The sequence below is a fragment of the Peribacillus sp. NPDC101481 genome, assembly GCF_044767165.1.
Classification (GTDB): domain Bacteria; phylum Bacillota; class Bacilli; order Bacillales; family DSM-1321; genus Peribacillus.
On record NZ_JBIWNJ010000002.1, the window covers coordinates 408,444 to 426,255 of the forward strand.

18 protein-coding genes are annotated in these 17,812 nt (G+C 43.5%); 13 read left to right on the forward strand and 5 right to left on the reverse strand.

Annotation, left to right across the window (positions count from 1 at the left end; all coding sequences use genetic code 11):
* Window positions 1–12: 12 nt before the first annotated feature.
* Window positions 13–1,338, reverse strand: a complete 1,326-nt coding sequence (locus ACIROD_RS11945) for a nucleobase:cation symporter-2 family protein (RefSeq protein ID WP_101224284.1) — start codon at window positions 1,336–1,338, stop codon at window positions 13–15.
* 158 nt (window positions 1,339–1,496) lie between these two features.
* Window positions 1,497–3,110 (reverse strand): PucR family transcriptional regulator, encoded by a 1,614-nt coding sequence (locus ACIROD_RS11950; RefSeq protein WP_402941032.1) that lies wholly within the window; start codon window positions 3,108–3,110, stop codon window positions 1,497–1,499.
* A gap of 309 nt (window positions 3,111–3,419) precedes the next feature.
* Here ACIROD_RS11950 and ACIROD_RS11955 point away from each other — a divergent pair, with 309 nt between their 5' ends.
* The 4 genes from ACIROD_RS11955 to ACIROD_RS11970 all read left to right on the forward strand — a co-directional run bounded on the left by ACIROD_RS11955 (window position 3,420) and on the right by ACIROD_RS11970 (window position 8,607).
* Entirely contained in the window at window positions 3,420–4,475 is a 1,056-nt protein-coding gene (locus ACIROD_RS11955) for a Rieske 2Fe-2S domain-containing protein (protein ID WP_402941034.1), read from the forward strand.
* 197 nt (window positions 4,476–4,672) lie between these two features.
* On the forward strand, window positions 4,673–5,920 hold the full coding sequence (gene allC / locus ACIROD_RS11960) for an allantoate deiminase (protein WP_402941037.1): 1,248 nt from the start codon (window positions 4,673–4,675) through the stop codon (window positions 5,918–5,920).
* Between the two features lie 14 nt (window positions 5,921–5,934).
* A complete protein-coding gene (locus ACIROD_RS11965) occupies window positions 5,935–7,197 on the forward strand; it encodes a pyridoxal-phosphate-dependent aminotransferase family protein (RefSeq protein WP_101224280.1) in 1,263 nt (420 codons plus the stop codon).
* Window positions 7,198–7,227: 30 nt separating this feature from the next.
* Complete coding sequence (locus tag ACIROD_RS11970) at window positions 7,228–8,607, forward strand: allantoinase (RefSeq protein ID WP_402941040.1); 1,380 nt, start codon at window positions 7,228–7,230, stop codon at window positions 8,605–8,607.
* A 137-nt stretch (window positions 8,608–8,744) separates the two neighbouring features.
* Here the strand turns inward: ACIROD_RS11970 and ACIROD_RS11975 are convergent, their stop codons facing one another.
* From ACIROD_RS11975 to ACIROD_RS11985, 3 genes are read right to left on the reverse strand one after another with little or no spacing between them, the layout of a single operon-like run.
* On the reverse strand, window positions 8,745–9,191 hold the full coding sequence (locus tag ACIROD_RS11975; protein WP_101224278.1) for a PaaI family thioesterase: 447 nt from the start codon (window positions 9,189–9,191) through the stop codon (window positions 8,745–8,747).
* 14 nt (window positions 9,192–9,205) lie between these two features.
* Window positions 9,206–10,756, reverse strand: coding sequence for a solute symporter family protein (locus ACIROD_RS11980; RefSeq protein WP_260356838.1), 1,551 nt, complete (start codon window positions 10,754–10,756; stop codon window positions 9,206–9,208).
* Complete coding sequence (locus tag ACIROD_RS11985) at window positions 10,753–11,106, reverse strand: DUF485 domain-containing protein (protein WP_230177268.1); 354 nt, start codon at window positions 11,104–11,106, stop codon at window positions 10,753–10,755. Before ACIROD_RS11985 ends, ACIROD_RS11980 begins: the two co-directional genes overlap by 4 nt.
* Before the next feature lie 264 nt (window positions 11,107–11,370).
* Between ACIROD_RS11985 and ACIROD_RS11990 the strand changes: the two genes are divergently transcribed.
* From ACIROD_RS11990 to ACIROD_RS12030, 9 genes are all read left to right on the forward strand, one after another.
* Window positions 11,371–12,699, forward strand: coding sequence for a phenylacetate--CoA ligase family protein (locus ACIROD_RS11990; RefSeq protein WP_402941044.1), 1,329 nt, complete (start codon window positions 11,371–11,373; stop codon window positions 12,697–12,699).
* 215 nt (window positions 12,700–12,914) lie between these two features.
* Window positions 12,915–13,154 (forward strand): ferredoxin, encoded by a 240-nt coding sequence (locus ACIROD_RS11995; protein WP_402941047.1) that lies wholly within the window; start codon window positions 12,915–12,917, stop codon window positions 13,152–13,154.
* 126 nt (window positions 13,155–13,280) lie between these two features.
* Complete coding sequence (gene paaA / locus ACIROD_RS12000; protein ID WP_101224274.1) at window positions 13,281–14,237, forward strand: 1,2-phenylacetyl-CoA epoxidase subunit PaaA; 957 nt, start codon at window positions 13,281–13,283, stop codon at window positions 14,235–14,237.
* Between the two features lie 18 nt (window positions 14,238–14,255).
* Window positions 14,256–14,615, forward strand: a complete 360-nt coding sequence (gene paaB / locus ACIROD_RS12005; protein WP_101224273.1) for a 1,2-phenylacetyl-CoA epoxidase subunit PaaB — start codon at window positions 14,256–14,258, stop codon at window positions 14,613–14,615.
* Entirely contained in the window at window positions 14,605–15,405 is an 801-nt protein-coding gene (gene paaC, locus ACIROD_RS12010) for a 1,2-phenylacetyl-CoA epoxidase subunit PaaC (RefSeq protein WP_230177270.1), read from the forward strand. Before paaB ends, paaC begins: the two co-directional genes overlap by 11 nt.
* Window positions 15,406–15,429: 24 nt before the next feature.
* Entirely contained in the window at window positions 15,430–15,927 is a 498-nt protein-coding gene (paaD, locus tag ACIROD_RS12015) for a 1,2-phenylacetyl-CoA epoxidase subunit PaaD (protein ID WP_101224271.1), read from the forward strand.
* A 20-nt stretch (window positions 15,928–15,947) separates the two neighbouring features.
* Window positions 15,948–16,253: an EthD family reductase gene (locus ACIROD_RS12020; RefSeq protein ID WP_098372584.1), complete on the forward strand. Its 306-nt coding sequence runs from the start codon at window positions 15,948–15,950 to the stop codon at window positions 16,251–16,253.
* Window positions 16,250–17,026, forward strand: a complete 777-nt coding sequence (locus ACIROD_RS12025; RefSeq protein WP_260356843.1) for an enoyl-CoA hydratase/isomerase family protein — start codon at window positions 16,250–16,252, stop codon at window positions 17,024–17,026. The genes ACIROD_RS12020 and ACIROD_RS12025 overlap by 4 nt, the downstream gene beginning before the upstream one ends.
* A 10-nt stretch (window positions 17,027–17,036) precedes the next feature.
* Window positions 17,037–17,810, forward strand: coding sequence for an enoyl-CoA hydratase-related protein (locus tag ACIROD_RS12030; protein WP_402941056.1), 774 nt, complete (start codon window positions 17,037–17,039; stop codon window positions 17,808–17,810).
* Window positions 17,811–17,812: the final 2 nt, after the last annotated feature.

Genomic DNA, 17,812 nt, shown 5'->3' on the forward strand with positions numbered 1-17,812 from the left:
AAGGGCTCCTTTTTAAATGCTTTTTGCCATGAACTGATCTGCATCCGCGATGGTTCTATCTGCCGCCTTTTTCTTTCGGGGAGTCAAGATCACATTCAGGATGATGGCTGTCAGGCTTCCTGTGATGATTCCATCACCGACAACGATACGGATGGTTTCCGGCAGGCTTGAGAATAACTCGGGAACGACGGTTGCGCCCAGTCCGAGTGAGACTGAACAAGCAATGACCAATAAATTGGCATTATCCGAGAAATCGACGTCATTCAACATTTTAATTCCTGATGAAACGACCATTCCGAACATGACGACGGTAGCACCTCCGAGAACGGCAGTGGGAATCAGTGTAGCGAGTGCTGCGATTTTCGGTACAAGTCCAAGCCCGATTAAAATGAAGCCGGCTACAATGGTGATTGTTCTTTTTTTTACACCGGATAATTGTACGAGGCCTACATTCTGGGCGAATGTACTATAAGGAAAGGCATTGAAAATCCCGCCTAAAGTGAAGGCAAGGCCTTCTGCCCGGTAGCCCTTGACAATATCTTTTTCACTCAATTCCCTGCCGGTTATTTTTCCGAGAGCAAGGAATGCGCCAGTGGATTCGACAAGGATGACTGTGCCAACCAACATCATCGTAAGTATGGGTGCTATTTCAAAGCTGGGTGTACCGAAGTACAAAGGAGCGGGGATATGGAACCAAGAAGCCTCGGCAACGGTGGAAAAGTCCATCTTCCCAAAAAACGTTGAAGCGATCGTTCCTGCTATGATGCCAATCAGAACGGAAATGGAGCGAATGAATCCAGTGAAGCAGCGATTGATTAACAGAATAACGGCGAGGACTCCTAAAGAAAGCATCAAGTTCTCAGCTGAGCCAAAGTCTTTGCTGCCGGAACCGCCAGCCATATTCTTTATGCCGGTGGGCACTAAGGATAATCCAATGATGATGACGACGGTACCGGTCACGACAGGCGGGAATAATTTAAGCAGTTTACCAAAGATGTTGGAGAAAAAAATGATGAATAATCCAGCGGCTATGATTGATCCATAGATAGCGGAAATGCCATAATTGCTGCCGATGGATATCATGGGGGTGACTGCGACGAAAGAAGTTCCCAAAACTATCGGGAGGCCAATTCCAAAGTATTTATTTTTCCAGGATTGCAATAATGTAGCGATCCCGCAGGTCAATAGATCAATGGCAATAAGGTAGGCTAACTGTTGAGAATTGAATCCCAATGCCCCCCCGACGATGATCGGCACCAATATGGCACCAGCATACATGGCAAGAACGTGCTGAAGACCTAACGAGAAGGCCTTGGACTTATTAATTCTGTCATTCATAAAAAAACTCCCTTCTACAATAGCATGTCATTTTATATCACGTGATTCTGTTATGATTAATATCATAATAAAAAATCAGAAAATTGTCATTAGTTAGATTAGACAATTTTTGGTTGTGGATATAGACAACTTGCATAAAGTGATGGGAGGCTTTTGTTTTATATTTTAAGTAAGGATTTAATGCGAAGGGCAAGCCGTATCTGGAGTGTGGTCTCCGAATCTTTCAGGCTCTTGCCGAGCAGCTCCTCGCATTTCTCGAGTCTGTATACAACTGTGTTTCGGTGTACGAATAACCTTTTGGCAGTTTCGGATATTTGACAATGAGTTTCGAGATAGACGGATAATGTCTGTAATAAGGATTGCTCCTCCTCAGTGAAAACCTTTGAAAATCCCTGTAGTGCATAATGGTGAAAATTCATGAGGTCTTCTTCGGGGATGATCCTCAATAATTCCATAATATCCTTCGTTCGGAATATATGGATGTATTCGGTCCTTTTCGAAAGACCTCCTTCGAGAAGGGAGTCGTTCGCTTCTTTGTAAGAATTCTTGGTCTGTAAAAAACTCTGGCTCAAATGGCTCACTCCGAAAGAAATCGTGCAGCCGAACTGGCTGGCTGTTATCCTTTGCAATGATTTTAGCGAGGTTTCGACAGTTTGGAGAACGTCAGAGACTTCATTCACTTCATATAAAAGAATGCATTTCTTGCCTTTGGTAAAGAGATGAATGGGATTGGGTGATAGGTAAAGTTCATCTTCCAAAAACTCGTATATCGAATCAGCCCGTCGCTGCAGCTGTGTGTAACTTATGTCCGAATCGGATTCATCGATCTTTCCGACTGCGCATATATAGGTTTTTTCATTGTGTAAGGAAAACTCCTTTGCCCGATTTATGATTTCCTCTTGTGAAGAGAAACTGCCATCGAGAAAATGAAGGAAGAAATCATTTCGGATATTCCGATCATGCTGTTTAAGGGCGTGTTCTTTCATCAGGGCAAAAGAAATGACATTAGTTGCCTGTTCTATCGTCAATGTTATGAGGTTATCGCTAGTCTTAATTTCTCCCGATATCGTCAAATAACCAAATTTTTCTTCATTCATATAGATGGGGAAGACGGTATAGGGCTGTTTATTGGAAAGGGATGAAAATGAAAAGAAAGGTGTTTTGGTTTTGTGGAATCGGAATCCCGCTTCGCTCATTTTTTTGATTATTGGAATAATTCCAGGTGTTGAGATTGGTTGGAATATCGGTTTTAGGTACTGGTCAACTAATAAGATGGGGTATCCAATCATATCCGATAAATGATCAAGCAGCTTTTGAATTCCTTTGCCGCGCATGATTAAGTTTGTGAATTGTTTATGTGTTTCCATGGCAAAAGTCAATTCCGCTGCACGTTGATCCAAAATCCCCCGTAATGTATGGTTGATGATTTCCCCGAGTGACAATTCGGCCGGGAGTTCAATGATTGGAAAGGATAAATCATTGGCAAGAACCAGTGCCTCCTCAGGTATTTCCTTTAGGTACCTCCTTGTCTTTATTCCCAGGGCTGCGCAGCCTTGGTTTGCCATCGCTTCGACGAGTGATGACAAGAGATGCGGCTTGTCCTTTATGTGATAAGCCGTCGTTACAAGGAATTCATTTGGTTTTAAAAAGTTGATGATATCCGGAGCGTCCATCATATTGACTGTGAGGACTTCCCGTTCGATCCCTGCTCCTCCGGCAATTAAATGCATGCCGGTTAATGCTGGCAATGTTAAAAGTTCGGCTACCTTCATCTGAAACACCTCATTTTGGAAAATTAGAGTATTGAGTGTAAGTTTATAAATACAGGGGAAATGAATCGGTTTTAAATTAGCGCATGTTGCTGATATTAGTTTGAATCCCTCCGTTTACTAACGTGCTTTGCGGATTTTCATTATCATATCATACAAACACTTTGGCATATCCTACAAATTTCATTGTTTGGATTATCGGATAAATAAAAAAGCATTTTTATGTTAGGTTTTATAACATCGTTGGTGACATATTATTTTAATTTTGTTAATATTTATAAAAAATAACGTGAGGATAAGGGAGACGATAAAATGAGTGAAGGCACAGTTGCTTCCAGTAAGAAAAAAAGAGTAACGCCGTTTCCGAAAGAATGCACATTCAGCAAAGGGGACTGGGATGTATTATCGCAATATTGGTTTCCTGTGGCGGCAGTCGAGGAAATATCGGAAAAACCGATAGGCATTAAACTTCTGGATGTGCATCTTGTCCTTTATCGGGCCAATGGGAAGATTATCGTTGCGAGGGACCTTTGTCTGCATCGTGGTGTGCCATTAAGCATGGGCTGGGTGGATGGTGATGATATCGTATGCCCTTACCACGGTTTTAGATATGGCTCGGAAGGGAATTGTACGGGGATACCTGCACATCCCGACGCTAAAATATCCCCGCGTCTTTGCATTAATATTTATCCCGCGGTTGAGCGCTACGGCTTGATTTGGACCTCGATTGCGAGCGATAAAGAGGATATTCCAAAGTTGCCGGCCTGGGATGATAAGGCATATTTGAACATCCTGCCGCCATCCATAGACATTGCCGGTTCAGCCGGTCGGCAGATGGAAGGTTTTTTGGATGTGTCCCACTTTGCTTGGGTTCATTCGGAAAGCTTCGCTGATCGTAACAATCCTATCGTTCCTAGTTATAAGGTGGAAAAAACGGAATATGGCCTGCATGTGGAATACTTAAGTTCCGTCAGTAATTACGGAAAAGGCATGCGGCATTTAGAACCTGCCCACTTTGAGTGGCTGCGTGTTTTTGATATCTATCCACCGCTGGCGGCCAGGCTTACTGTCCATTTCCCGGAGGATGGGAAACTTCACATCTTGAACTGTGCCAGTCCGGTTTCGGCACGAAAGACAAGAATGTTTTCACCGATGGCCCGTAACTTTGATTTAGATGCCCCGGTTGAAGATACTTATGAATTCAACTTGCAGATTTTCAATGAAGATAAGGAAATGGTGGAAAATCAAAAGCCGGAGGAGCTGCCTCTTGATTTGCAAGCGGAAGCGCATATCGCGGCAGATAAGACGTCGATCGCTTATCGTCAGCTATTGAGGGAATTGGGCTTAGGCTCGAATTATACAAGTTGATAAAAAGAGGGTGTCCGGTTTAATGGGCGCCCTCTTCTTTTGTTGGCTTGTTTTCAGTTGGTTATTTTGCACAAAAAAACACCGAAATACTAACAGAATTGTCAATGAAGTTAAATGTGAAAGCAAGTAAAATAATAGATAACATAAATTTGTGAATATTCATAACATGAATGGATATTGAGAAGGGAAGCGATGTGATGGGCATTCAAATCGAAAAATTCATAAATGAAAAGGATGATGTTGCGTCGATGATAGAATGGTTGGCATCTTTCGGGGCAACGGAGAGTAATGGGGTGACCCGGTTATTATATTCCAAGGAATGGATGAGCGCTCAGCAGGCAATGAAAGCTGAGATGGAAAAAGAAAACCTCAGTACATATTTTGATAGTGTAGGCAACTTGTTTGGCAGGCTTGAGGGAAGGGATCTCTCCGGTGGAATCATTCTGACCGGTTCCCATATAGACACGGTCAAGGATGGGGGGAAATATGATGGCGCATATGGGGTCATCGCTAGTTTCCTGGCAGTTAAGAGGTTGTATAAAGCCTATGGGGCGCCGCGAAAGACGATTGAAGTCGTTTCCTTTTGTGAGGAGGAAGGAAGCAGATTTCCCTTAACGTTTTGGGGGTCGAGGAATATTAAAGGAGTCTATGGTCTTGAGCATGTCAGGGATTTAAAAGATACAGAAGGAATTCCTTTTTTGGAAGCCATGAAAAAGTCAGGGTTTGAACCTGAAGCCTATAAAACCCCGGTCCGCGATGATATTGACCGGTTCGTCGAAATTCATATAGAACAGGGGATGGTGCTTGAAAAGAATGAGAATGCAATTGGGGTCGTCAGCCATATTGTCGGGCAGCGCCGTTATACGGTTAAAATCATGGGTGAGAGTGATCATGCGGGCACCACTCCCATGTCATACAGGAAGGATGCTGTCGGTTTTGCTTCGGAATTCATTTCTTTTTTAACGAAAAAAGCGATGGGTATGGACCCGGGTTTAGTTGCGACTGTTGGGAGAATGGATGTTAAACCTAATGTTCCGAATGTCATTGCTGGTGAAGTGGAGCTCAGTCTCGATATCAGGCATCACGAGGAAGAGGTTCTTGAAAGGTTTTGTAAGGAAATTTTTTCGACTTTCGATTCCTTGGCAAAGAAAGCTGAAATGAAGCTGGAGGTTTCACAATGGATGGATGTCAAACCGGTTGCGATGGATCGGGAAATGAATGGCCTTGTCCGAAAGGTAGCTGAAGATAAAAATATACCATACCAAGATATGGTCAGCGGAGCCGGCCATGATGCACAAGTATTTGGTTCGTTTTGTCCGACTTGCTTGCTGTTCGTTCCAAGTAAGGGGGGGATCAGCCATTCGCCTAAGGAGTTTACGAGTGTTGTGGATATGGAAAAGGGAATCGACGTTTTAAGTGAAATACTATATAAATTAGCCTATTAAAGGGGTTGGGGAAAATGGCATATTCAGAATTGAATGCACCGATGAGAACGATCATGACACCAGGACCGGTCGAAGTGGATCCGCGTGTTTTAAGGGCGATGAGCACACCGATATTAGGGCAATTCGATCCTGCATTCACTACAATCATGAATGAAGTGATGGAAATGCTGCGTTTGGTTTTTCAAACGAAAAATAAATGGGCATTCCCTATCGATGGCACCTCAAGATCGGGTAATGAAGCGATTCTATGCAGCATCATTGAGCCGGGAGATAAGGTTCTGGTTCCCATATTCGGTAGATTCGGTCATTTGTTGGTCGAAATCTGTGAGCGATACGGAGCAGAAGTCCATACGATGGAATGTCCTTGGGGAGAGGTGTTCGAACCGCAAGCTGTCATCGCGGAAATCAAGAAAGTCTCCCCAAAAATAACAGCAATCGTTCATGGGGAAACTTCCACAGGTTGTATGCAGCCTTTGAAGGAAATCGGGTTGGCCTGCCGAGAATTGGGTGTCCTGCTTGTGGTGGATGCGGTTGCCTCGATCGGGGGCACCGATGTTAAGGTGGATGAATGGTGTATTGATGGGTTGATAGGAGGGACACAAAAATGCTTGTCCGTTCCTTCAGGTATGGCACCGATTACGTATAATGAGAGAATAGAAGAAATCATCCAGTCCCGTAAAAAGGTGGAACGTGGTATTGCGACGGATGAAGATAACCAAAAGGTTTCGCTCCGCCGTCCGATCACCAGTAATTATTTCGATTTAAGCATGCTGCAGGATTATTGGGGACCGCGCCGCTTGAATCACCATACAGAAGCGACCTCCATGATTTATGCGTTACGTGAAGGGTTGCGCCTTGTGCTTGAAGAAGGTCTGGAAACGCGCTTTGCCCGTCATGAACTCCACGAAGCTGCTCTCGTTGAAGGGATCAAGGCAATGGGGCTGACGTTATTCGGGGATGGGAAAAACAAACTTCCGTGTGTAACTTGCATCGAAATTCCAAACGGAATCGACGGTGAAGCTGTAAGAGCCATGCTGTTGAATGAATTTGGTATCGAAATCGCTTCCTCGTTTGGTCCGCTTCACGGCAAAATCTGGAGGATCGGGACCATGGGATTCAGTTGCAGGAAAGAAAACATCCTCTTTGTATTGGCCTCCTTGGAAGCTGTCCTTTTGCGCCAGGGGTTCCAAGTTAATCGGGGAGAGGCTTTGCAGGCTGCACTGGATGTGTATGTGGGAAAGACGGAGAAAGTGGCTGCATCAAGGGGATCTCTTTGATTATAAAACTATTTTGGGGGAGTGGTCCATATGTCAATATATGATCTTATTATCCGCAATGGATATGTAGTTTTTCCTGATGGAGTGAAGAAAGCAGATCTTGCCATCCAGGATGGGATGATTGTTAAGATTGGGGATATCCTGGATGGCACTGGTTATGCAGAGTATGAAGCGGATGGCCAGCATATCTTTCCTGGTATGATTGATGTCCATGTGCATTTTAGCGAACCTGGCCGCGCTCATTGGGAGGGCTTTGAAACAGGATCGCAAATGATGGCAGCGGGAGGCTGCACCACATATTTCGATATGCCATTGAATGGAATCCCTTCAACGATTGATCGAAAGGCCCTCCTTGAAAAGGGCAATCTCGGTGAGATGAAGTCGGTTATAGACTTTGGATTATGGGGAGGACTGGTCCCGGGAAATATCGATGATTTAGAGGATCTCGCCAAATCCGGAGTCATCGGATTTAAGGCATTTCTATCAGCGACGGGAAATGAGGAGTTTGAACGGGCAGATGATTTCACCCTTTTACATGGAATGAAGAAAATAGCGGAATTGGGAAAGGTTTTGGCCCTTCATGCGGAAAGTGATCCGATCACTCAGTGGTTCAAGCGGGAAAAAGAGAAGGATGGACTATTCAGTGCGAATGATTATGCAGCTACAAGACCTGTGCAAGCGGAAGCGGAGGCTGTGGAGCGTGCCATTACATATGCAGAGTTAACGGGCTGTCCGCTGCACTTTGTCCATATTAGCAGTAGTTTGGCCATCGAAAAAATTGAATCGGCCAAACAGAAGGGGCTGGATGTGACGGTCGAGACGTGTCCGCATTATTTATTATTCAATCAGGATGATTTAATAGAAAAAGGCGCGGTTGCAAAATGTGCTCCCCCACTAAGGGAAAGGGAAGAACAAGAAAGATTGATTACCCGTTTAATGGAAGGGAAATTCGATATGATTTCTTCCGACCACTCACCATGCCCTTTTGAGCTGAAAGATCCTGCCATACATAATATTTTTGAAGCGTGGGGCGGAATAAGCGGGGGGCAATTTTCGTTGATGTCGATGATTGAGTTGGCTGTTTTACATGGTATCCCGCTTCATAAGGTCGCTGAGTGGACAGCTTCAGCCCCGGCAAAAAGGTTCGGTCTCTCCTCTAGAAAAGGACAAATCGAGGTAGGGAAGGATGCAGACCTTGCCATCGTTTCCCTTAATGGTACGCATGAAGTTTCGGAAACGAATTTTTTCGCGAAACATAAACAAAGCGTTTATATGGGCCATACCTTTCCTTGCCAAATCACGGCTACCATGAATAGAGGGAAAATAGTTTACGAGACTGATGTAATCAGTGAAAGGGAGCGTGGGGAGTGGCTAAAAGTGATAGATTCCAGTATTCCGGCCAATAGCTAGGAAGAAGGGTTTTAAAATAAGGGAGGGGGATTCCAAATCGGGAATCCCCTTTTTATTAGCTCAACGTATGTATCATGGGCAAAACGAGGGGAAAATAAACCGGACAAGTTGATTGCTCGTCCGGTTTCAAGTGTTACTTATTCAACTTGGTCGACGAAATATTGATTTTTCCTGTATACCATCGCTTCCATGGTTGCAATCAATTCCCTTTCATTTGACACGTCTATTTTATACCAGGCCAGTTTATGGTTTTTCTTTATTTCTTCCGCTCTGGCAGTTAAAGTCTCACCCCGTTTGCCAGCTGATAAGAAGTTGATGTTGTTTGAAACGCCAACCGCAATTTTGCCATATGAATTACTGGCTGCGGCGAACACGTAATCAGCGAGTGAAAAGATGATGGCACCGTGAACCGTTCCATGGCTATTTAGCATGTGGTCACTTGGAATCAATTCTGCTTCAGCTGTCCCGGGACCGAGTTTCGTCAATTTCATCCCTAGAAAAGAAGCGTATGGTTCGTCGACCAGTACTTGTTTGATTTGATCGTAATGCAATTCGTGAATATCCTGATCTAAATGTGTGGTCATGGAAATCCTCCTTCTTAATGGTCTTTTGCTGAACTTATCCCATATCCGGTGTTTGATTTGAACAGTACCTCAGCAAAACCGTTTTCTTCATCTTTTGCTTTTGACAGTATTGTACCTAAATAAGCTCCAATAAAGCCGAGCGGTACGGTGAAAATGGTCGGGTTGCTCATCGAGAAGAGGGGATCACCAGTGAAAATTCCCATCCCAGGTTCCGGATTCCATACATTGGGACTGAGCATGACCAGTATGATGGAGCTGAGTAACCCGAATGACATTCCGGTGATCGCTCCGGTTGCGTTGAAGCGTTTCCAATATATTGTGCAAAGAATGATCGGTAAATTGGCACTGGCAGCAATTCCAAGCGCAAGGACTGAAAGAAAAGCGACATTCATTGATTGAGCAAATAAAGCAAGTAAAATCGAAATGACCGCTACTCCGACAGAAGCCATTCGGGCAACAAGTATTTGCTGTTTTTCCGTAATATTTCCTTCCTTGATGATTTCACCGTATATATCATGTGCAAAAGCCGATGCCGACGTTAAAACAAGGCCGGATACAACCGCTAAAATCGTGGCAAATGCCACAGCAGAAACGAATGCGAATAAAAATTCCCCGCCCATGGTTAATGCAAGAAGGGGCGCGGCCATGTTTCCAGCCGAGTTTGCTTCGATGATCCGCTCAAACCCGACGAAAGATGCAGCGCCGAAACCAAGGAAAATCGTCATGATGAAAAATACCCCTATAAACCATGTGGAATATACGACGGATTTCCTTGCAGTAGCTGCGTCCTTTACTGTAAAGAAGCGGACGAGTAAATGCGGAAGGCCTGCTGCTCCAAGGACAAGCGACATATTAAATGAAATCATGTCGAGTCCATCGGTGTATTTATTTCCTGGATTCAAAAATTCCTTTCCGAGCGGTGTTGCAGTTTGTACATGTTGGAACATCTCTGAAATGTTGAAATTAAAACGGGAAAAAACGATGAACGTCAATACAGCGGAACCGCCTAGCAATAGAACCGCCTTCGTGATCTGCACCCAGCTTGTCGCTCTCATCCCGCCGAAAATCACATAAATCGTCATCAGTACACCGACAAGAAGAACTGATAGCCAATAATCGATGCCGAGCAAGAGTTTAATTAATCCTCCTGCACCTACAAGTTGGGCAATCATGTAAAAGATTGAAATGACAAGTGTGTTAGCAGCAGCTATCCCTCGCACTTTTTTTGATTTGAAGCGTGCTGAAATCATGTCTGCCAGCGTAAACTTACCTAGATTGCGAAGTGGTTCCGATACAAGATACAATAAGACAAGAAAGGCAACAAGGTTCCCGATGCTCATATAAAAGCCATCAAAACCAATCAGTGCGATTGCACCCGTAATTCCCAGGAAGGATGCGGCTGACATAAAGTCACCTGCTACGGCCAATCCATTCTGCCATGCTGTCAATCCGCCGCCGGCCGTATAAAAATCGCTGGCATTTTTCGTCTTCTTAGAAGAGTAATAGGTTATTGTAAGCGTTAACAAGATGATGCCCAAAAAAAGCGTGAGGGATAAAATGCTCATTCGCCAAGCTCCTTCTCATATTTATTCAAGATATTTTTAGCCATCTTGTCGTATTTCTCTGCTTTTTTGATATAGACAATTCCCCCTAACCATACGACAGCGAATTGGAGAAGTGCATATACCCAAGCCCAAGTAATATTAAAAAAAGCTTCACCCTTCAACACTTCGCTATAAGCAGCTAAAATAGGCAGAACAAAATAAAAAGCAAGAAAGAAGAGAGTGACAGGTACGATGAAAGCTTTTTTCTTTTGAAGCAAATACTTGAATTCTTCCGTTTCAATTAATTGACGATACTTATTTCCGTTGTCATGTCCTGATGGTGAATGGCCGTTTTTAGCCTGTGATTCCATAGTAAGCCCCCTTTTTGTGTAGCACGTTTTTAAAACGATTGTTTGATAAAATGATATATCATTGTTAAAATTAACATAGTCTGAAAATTTAGTAAATTAGTATTTTGTCTATTCGGTCATTTTATCTGAATTATAAAAACATTATTGACAACGTAGAAATGACGTATTAATCTTGAAATAAATCATAACAATAATTTAATCTCCGTTTTATTACCGTTATGTATGTTAGATGGGACAATAGTAAAATTGAGGGGGACTGAAACAATGTACAATCCGGAAGTTGAAACGGCTTCGCGTGCTGAAATGGAAAGTTTACAAATGGCACGCCTTAAAAAAACGATTAGCCATGTATATGAAAATGTACCTTATTACAGAGAAAAGTTTAGAGAGATGGGCCTGGAACCAGAAGATATTCAAACTCTAAACGATGTGATAAAGCTTCCATTTACAAAAAAACAGACGCTTCGTGATCAGTATCCATTCGGTTTATTTGCCGTTCCGATGAAGGATGTAACACGCATTCATGGTTCATCCGGAACGAGCGGAAAGCCTACAATTGTCGGGTATACGAAAAATGATTTGGAAAATTGGGCAACAATCGTCGCACGTGGAATTGTAGCTGCAGGAGGCCGCAAGTCAGATATTTTCCATAATGCATATGGATATGGTCTGTTTACAGGGGGCCTGGGCTTGCATTGCGGGGCAGAAAAGCTGGGAGTTGCGACAGTACCCATTTCAGGGGGGAATACCGATAGGCAGATTACGATCATCAATGACTTTAAACCGCGAGGCATTTGCGGAACCCCTACTTATATTTTGAATATCGCTGAAAAGATGGAAGAGATGGGAATTGATCCTGCTGATAATGGGCTTGAGTATGGGATTTTCGGAGCTGAGCCATGGTCGGAGGCAATGAGGGCAACACTGGAGAGGAAACTGAAATTGAAAGCCATCGATATTTACGGATTAAGTGAAATCATGGGGCCGGGAGTTGCGATTGAATGTCATGAAGCACAGGATGGACTGCATATCGCAGAAGACCATTTCCTTGTCGAGGTCATTAACCCGGACACGCTTGAACCGGTTAAGGACGGCGAAGATGGGGAACTTGTCTTTACCAGCCTTACAAAGGAAGCGCTGCCAATCATTCGTTACCGTACAGGTGATATCGCCTCAATTACACATGAACCGTGTAAATGCGGGCGTACGACAACTAGAATGTCCCGTGTTAAGGGCAGAACGGATGATATGATCATAGTCAGGGGAGTGAATGTGTTTCCATCTGAAATAGAGCGTGTGCTATTCCAAATGGAGGGAATTGTGCCACACTATCAGATTCATCTCGTTAAGAAGGGAAATATGGACGGTGTTGAACTGCATATTGAAATTGAAAGCGGTTTCTACAGGGAAATTGAAGAAGACTTAACGCATGGTAATGTAGAGATATTAAGGAAAACGATACAGCATCATTTGAAATCCGCATGTCTTGTAACGATGGATATTGTTGTCAACATCCCAAAAAGCATTCCCCGTTCAGAAGGAAAAGCGATTCGTGTCGTTGATAAGCGGAAGGATGAAGTCATTCGTTTATAAATTCCATGCTCATGAATATGGATGTTGAAACCGGACGATTCCATCGTTCAGTTCTTTCCTGCTAAAATTACCGTACGATTGGAATAAATGAGCTGAAGAAATCGAACAAGTAAACGCGATACATAAAGCGGATGCAATCGTGGTTAAATATGGGTTTATCTCTTAATGGAAGAGAAGATGGAGCCAATCATGAAATGGAGAAGGAGGAGGGCCTCTTGTCAAAATATACAGTTGTGGATCAAGAAACTTGCATTGCTTGCGGTGCATGCGGTGCGGCTGCACCTGAAATCTTTGATTACAATGATGAGGGAGTGGCATTTGTCATCCTGGATGAAAATGAAGGAATTGCAGAGGTCGCGGAAGGTTTATTTGATGATCTGGATGATGCAGTGGAGGGCTGTCCGACAGATTCAATCAAAGTGGAAACCTCGCCCTTTAAAGTTTTAGTGGATTAAAAGATTTAAAGAAACCTAGATAATTTCCTTTTATTTCAAAAAAAGACAGAATAGTCTTGCATTTAATATAACAGTAAAATATAATAACGTTATATAAACGTTATATTATAAAAAGAGGTGATTTGGATGAACGTTCTTTTAAATGATATGGCAGGAGAAGAAAAGCTAAATCAATTCATTGCCAGAATAGAAGCGGGAGAAAAGATAGAGGCGGATGATTGGATGCCGGAAGAATACCGGGGCACTTTAATCAAGTTAATATCGATGCATGGAATCAGTGAAATCATGGGGGCGCTTCCAGAAAAGGAATGGGTACCTAAAGCCCCGACCTTAAATAGAAAACTTGGAATCATGGCAAAGGTGCAGGATGAAATGGGGCATGGGCAATTATTGCTTCGAGTCGCCGAGGATTTGCTAAGGCCTTACAGTAAAAAACGGGATGACCTAATGCAAGATTTGTTTAAAGGAGATTTAAAGTTTCATAATGTTTTCCATATGGAAGCCAAATCCTGGGGCGATGCTGGATTGATTGGCTGGCTTGTTGATGGTGCAGCCATCATTTCCCAGACGAACATGCTTGGCGCCTCATACGGACCTTATGCCAGGGCATTACAGAGGATTTGCGCGGAAGAAGTTTTTCACGCCCAGCATGGTGAAGCGATAATCATGGCTTTGGCTGAGGGGACGGAAGAACAAAGGAAATTGGTTCAAGACTCCATCAATTATTGGTGGGAATCTTTATTACTTTTCTTTGGACCTCCCAGTAAGAATGAAGTGGGCACTTCCAAACAGGATATAACGATTAAGTACAGAATCAGAACCAGTACGAATGAACAACTTCGACAAGCCTTTTTTTCTAAATATGTGAAGCGGATCCTTTCACTTGGCTTCAGCATTCCAGATGAAACGCTTAGGTTTGACAAAGCATCCGAAACCTGGATTTACCAACAACCCGATTGGGGGAAATTGAAGGTGTTCGCAAGGAATGAAGGTCCCCGTTCGCAGGATCGCTTAAGTCTTCGAAGAATTTCTTATGAAAATAATAAATGGGTACGTGAGGCATTGGCGCCCAAGGTCATCTAAGGGAGGGGGAAGGACGATATGGAAACTAGGCAAGGGAATTACTTTGAAGAATTTGAAGTGTTTAGCCGTAAAACGCAATCATCACCCGTTCAATATCACTTCAGCCTGCTGGCCCCGAATGAGGATATCGCCATCATGATGGCACAAGAAAACTTCATGAGACGTGAAGCGGTTGATGATATCTGGGTCGTGAAAAGACAGAATATACGGAAAATGACGGCCGAGGAAAAGAAAACGCTTCAACGTATCGATAATAAAGACTACAGGACCACAAAAGGATACGGGTATTTAAAGAAAAAATGGCGGAAGTATGAGCAGGGAATGCTCGATGAAAAAGAGATAATGTCTTGGGCTGGAGGTGTGAAAAATGAAGAATGAATCATTGAAGGGCATCGCAATCAAGGAATTGCTGCTTCAACTGGCTGACGATGACTTCATCCATTCATACCGTGGTGCAGAATGGTTGGGACTTGCACCGCATATCGAGGAAGATGTTGCATCCGCTTCGATATCTCAAGACACGATGGGGCATGCCGCAATATATTATAAATTACTTGAAGAACTCGGTGAAGGGGATGCTGATAAGCTTGCTCATGACCGTCCCGCCAAGGAACGGCGCAATGCAATCATTCTCGAATTGGTCAATGGTCCTGGTTACTATATGAAAGACCCGGATTATGATTGGGCGTTTGCGGTAGTGCGAAATTATTTTTATACCCAAGCCAAAGCGATTAAGGTTCAATCCCTTCATTCAAGTTCATATGAACCGCTTGCTGAAGTGGCACAAAAGGTACAGATGGAACTTTACTATCATTTGATGCACTGGAAAACATGGTTCGTCCAATTGCTGGGATCTGGTCACTTGGAAGCGGTTTCGAGAATGAAAGCGGCAATCGGGAAAACAATGCCCGATTTTGCTGGCGTATTTTCACTTGGACAATATGGAGAGGAAATGGTTGAGCTCGGCTTGATAGAGGGCGAAGCTGTTTTACAGAAAAAATGGATCGAGGCCATCACACCAATTTTTGAAAGTGTCGGCTTGGCAACAACGATTCAAATAGGGATGGCAAGAGGTGATGGTCGTAATGGCCAGCATACGGAAGATTTGGAAAAGGCGCTAGAAACGTTAAGCGAAGTATACGCAAGCGATAAAGCAGCTTCATGGTGAATCAATAGAAAGGGGAGGGGTACCATGGCGACCGTACAGTTAAACACAGAAGAAATATATAGGCTCCTGGAAGACGTTAAAGATCCCGAAATCGATACAGTAAGTATTCTGGATTTAGGGATGGTTGAAGACGTGACGGTTTCGGGCCAGGACGTTTCGGTAAAAATGCTGCCAACTTTTCTTGGGTGCCCGGCATTGTCGATCATTCAAAAAAATGTGGAAACAGCCCTTCGACAGTTGCCTGCCGTAAAAAATGTAAGTGTGGAATTTTTACGTTCCCCTTCCTGGACATCCGATCGAATTACGGAAAAGGGGAAAGCGGGATTGAAGGTTTTCGGAATCTCCCCTCCTCCCCGACAAATGAAAAGTGATGGATCATGGCATGTGGATTGCCCATATTGTGAATCGACATATGTCACGATGGAAAATATCTTCGGTCCAACGGCCTGCCGCAGCATTTTATATTGTAAGGCATGCAAAAATCCGTTCGAAGCGATGAAACCGATGATAAAAATAATCTAATAAAATGGAGGTTTTCTAAAATGGTAAAACTAATCGCCCTTTATAAACAACCTGAAAACAAGGAAGAATTCGATGAGCACTACTTCAATGTACATGGTCCGATAACGGAAAAAATTCCTGGTCTTCAAAAAATGGAGGTCACTAAAATAGTCGGGACACCGATGGGCAAAGACTCTGAGTATCACATTCTATGTGAAATGTATTATGAAGACCATGATGCACTGCAAAAAGGAATGCGTTCTCCTGAGGGCAAAGCATCAGGGAAAGACTTAATGGGCTTTGCGGGGAAACTTGTAACGATGATGATCGGCGAAGAAATAAAATGAATGCGCTTCAATTCATTGAAACGTCAATCGCGGATGGCATTGGTTATATCTCTTTAAATCGGCCGCAGCAACTGAATGCCCTTAACAGGAAAATGGTGAGGGAAATAGTTTTAACCATGGAAGAATTCGACCGGGACCCGCAAGTGAAGGTGATCTTGCTATCGGGTAATGGAAAAGCATTTTCCGCTGGAGCTGATATTGACGAGATGGTGAACGACAATCCAATCAGTATGGAGTTAACGAACCAATTTGCCGATTGGGACCGAATAAGCCTAGTCAAAAAGCCTGTGATTGGTGCGGTGAAAAGTTTTGTATTCGGCGGTGGTTTTGAACTTGCTTTATCCTGTGATTTCCTGATTGCCGCCAGCGATACCCAGTTTTCCTTTCCGGAAGTGACACTAGGGGTCATGCCTGGTGCGGGAGGAACCCAAAGATTGACGAAATTGGTAGGCAAGACAAAGGCACTTGAATGGATGTTGACGGCTGAAAGGATAAAGGCAAAGACAGCTCTGCAATATGGTTTCATCAATAAGATCGTGGCACCTGAATTGTTAATGGAAGAAACGGTTGATTTTGCCAGGAAGATAGCAAAGCAACCCCCGTTAGCTGTAAGGCTGATTAAAGAATCCGTCAATAAAGCCGTTGATTACACCTTATATGAGGGCATGCAATTTGAACGGAAGAACTTCTATATTCTTTTTGCATCAGAGGACCAAAAAGAAGGAATGAAAGCATTTGTAGAAAAAAGAGAGCCGGATTTTACAGGCGGATAAGGGGTGCTCTATGTACGAAACCATCAAATATAGGGTTGAAAATGGAGTGGCATGGCTTACTTTGAACCGTCCTGAAAAACTAAATGCCTTTACGGCCCAAATGAATAAGGAAATACAGAAAGCGATGAAAATATCTGCGGGGTCAGATGAAGTGCGGGCCATTATCATTACTGGGGAAGGCAGGGCCTTTTGTTCGGGGCAGGATTTATCGGATGTTGATGAGGGCATGAATTTAGGCCAAAAGCTGCTTGATGACTACGGTCCGATGATGCAGCAGATAGCAAACTGTGAAAAACCGATCATTGCCGCAGTCAATGGAGTGGCTGCAGGTGCTGGCTTCAGCCTGGCGTTGGCATGCGATTTTCGGCTTGTTTCTGAAAAAGCCAGCTTTTTAAATGCTTTTGTCAATATCGGGTTGATTCCTGATTCGGGGAATCTGTATTACCTTTCGCGGATCGTTGGTCATGCGAAAGCCTTGGAATTATCTTTATTGGGGGAAAAGGTTACGGCTAGCGAGGCGAAAAATATCGGACTCGCTACAAAAGTGATCGTTTTGGAGGAATGGAACGAGGAATTGAAAGCCTTTGCAGAGAATATCGCAAACAAACCAACGAAAGCGATCGGTTTAATCAAAAGATACTTAGAGGCGTCCTATCACCTTTCATTGGAAGAATACTTAAATGAAGAAGCGGAGGGGCAGCGAATTGCTGGCTTAACGAAAGATTATGCAGAAGGTGTGGCAGCATTCACTGAAAAAAGGAAAGCTCAATTCATAGGCAAGTAATA

Coding starts and splice junctions, on each gene's coding strand:
- ACIROD_RS11945 (WP_101224284.1), bottom strand. CDS start 1,338: ATGAATGACAGAATTAATAAGTCCAAGGCCTTCTCGTTAGGTCTTCAG.
- ACIROD_RS11950 (WP_402941032.1), bottom strand. CDS start 3,110: ATGAAGGTAGCCGAACTTTTAACATTGCCAGCATTAACCGGCATGCAT.
- ACIROD_RS11955 (WP_402941034.1), top strand. CDS start 3,420: ATGAGTGAAGGCACAGTTGCTTCCAGTAAGAAAAAAAGAGTAACGCCG.
- allC (WP_402941037.1), top strand. CDS start 4,673: ATGGGCATTCAAATCGAAAAATTCATAAATGAAAAGGATGATGTTGCG.
- ACIROD_RS11965 (WP_101224280.1), top strand. CDS start 5,935: ATGGCATATTCAGAATTGAATGCACCGATGAGAACGATCATGACACCA.
- ACIROD_RS11970 (WP_402941040.1), top strand. CDS start 7,228: ATGTCAATATATGATCTTATTATCCGCAATGGATATGTAGTTTTTCCT.
- ACIROD_RS11975 (WP_101224278.1), bottom strand. CDS start 9,191: ATGACCACACATTTAGATCAGGATATTCACGAATTGCATTACGATCAA.
- ACIROD_RS11980 (WP_260356838.1), bottom strand. CDS start 10,756: ATGAGCATTTTATCCCTCACGCTTTTTTTGGGCATCATCTTGTTAACG.
- ACIROD_RS11985 (WP_230177268.1), bottom strand. CDS start 11,106: ATGGAATCACAGGCTAAAAACGGCCATTCACCATCAGGACATGACAAC.
- ACIROD_RS11990 (WP_402941044.1), top strand. CDS start 11,371: ATGTACAATCCGGAAGTTGAAACGGCTTCGCGTGCTGAAATGGAAAGT.
- paaA (WP_101224274.1), top strand. CDS start 13,281: ATGAACGTTCTTTTAAATGATATGGCAGGAGAAGAAAAGCTAAATCAA.
- paaB (WP_101224273.1), top strand. CDS start 14,256: ATGGAAACTAGGCAAGGGAATTACTTTGAAGAATTTGAAGTGTTTAGC.
- paaC (WP_230177270.1), top strand. CDS start 14,605: ATGAAGAATGAATCATTGAAGGGCATCGCAATCAAGGAATTGCTGCTT.
- paaD (WP_101224271.1), top strand. CDS start 15,430: ATGGCGACCGTACAGTTAAACACAGAAGAAATATATAGGCTCCTGGAA.
- ACIROD_RS12020 (WP_098372584.1), top strand. CDS start 15,948: ATGGTAAAACTAATCGCCCTTTATAAACAACCTGAAAACAAGGAAGAA.
- ACIROD_RS12025 (WP_260356843.1), top strand. CDS start 16,250: ATGAATGCGCTTCAATTCATTGAAACGTCAATCGCGGATGGCATTGGT.
- ACIROD_RS12030 (WP_402941056.1), top strand. CDS start 17,037: ATGTACGAAACCATCAAATATAGGGTTGAAAATGGAGTGGCATGGCTT.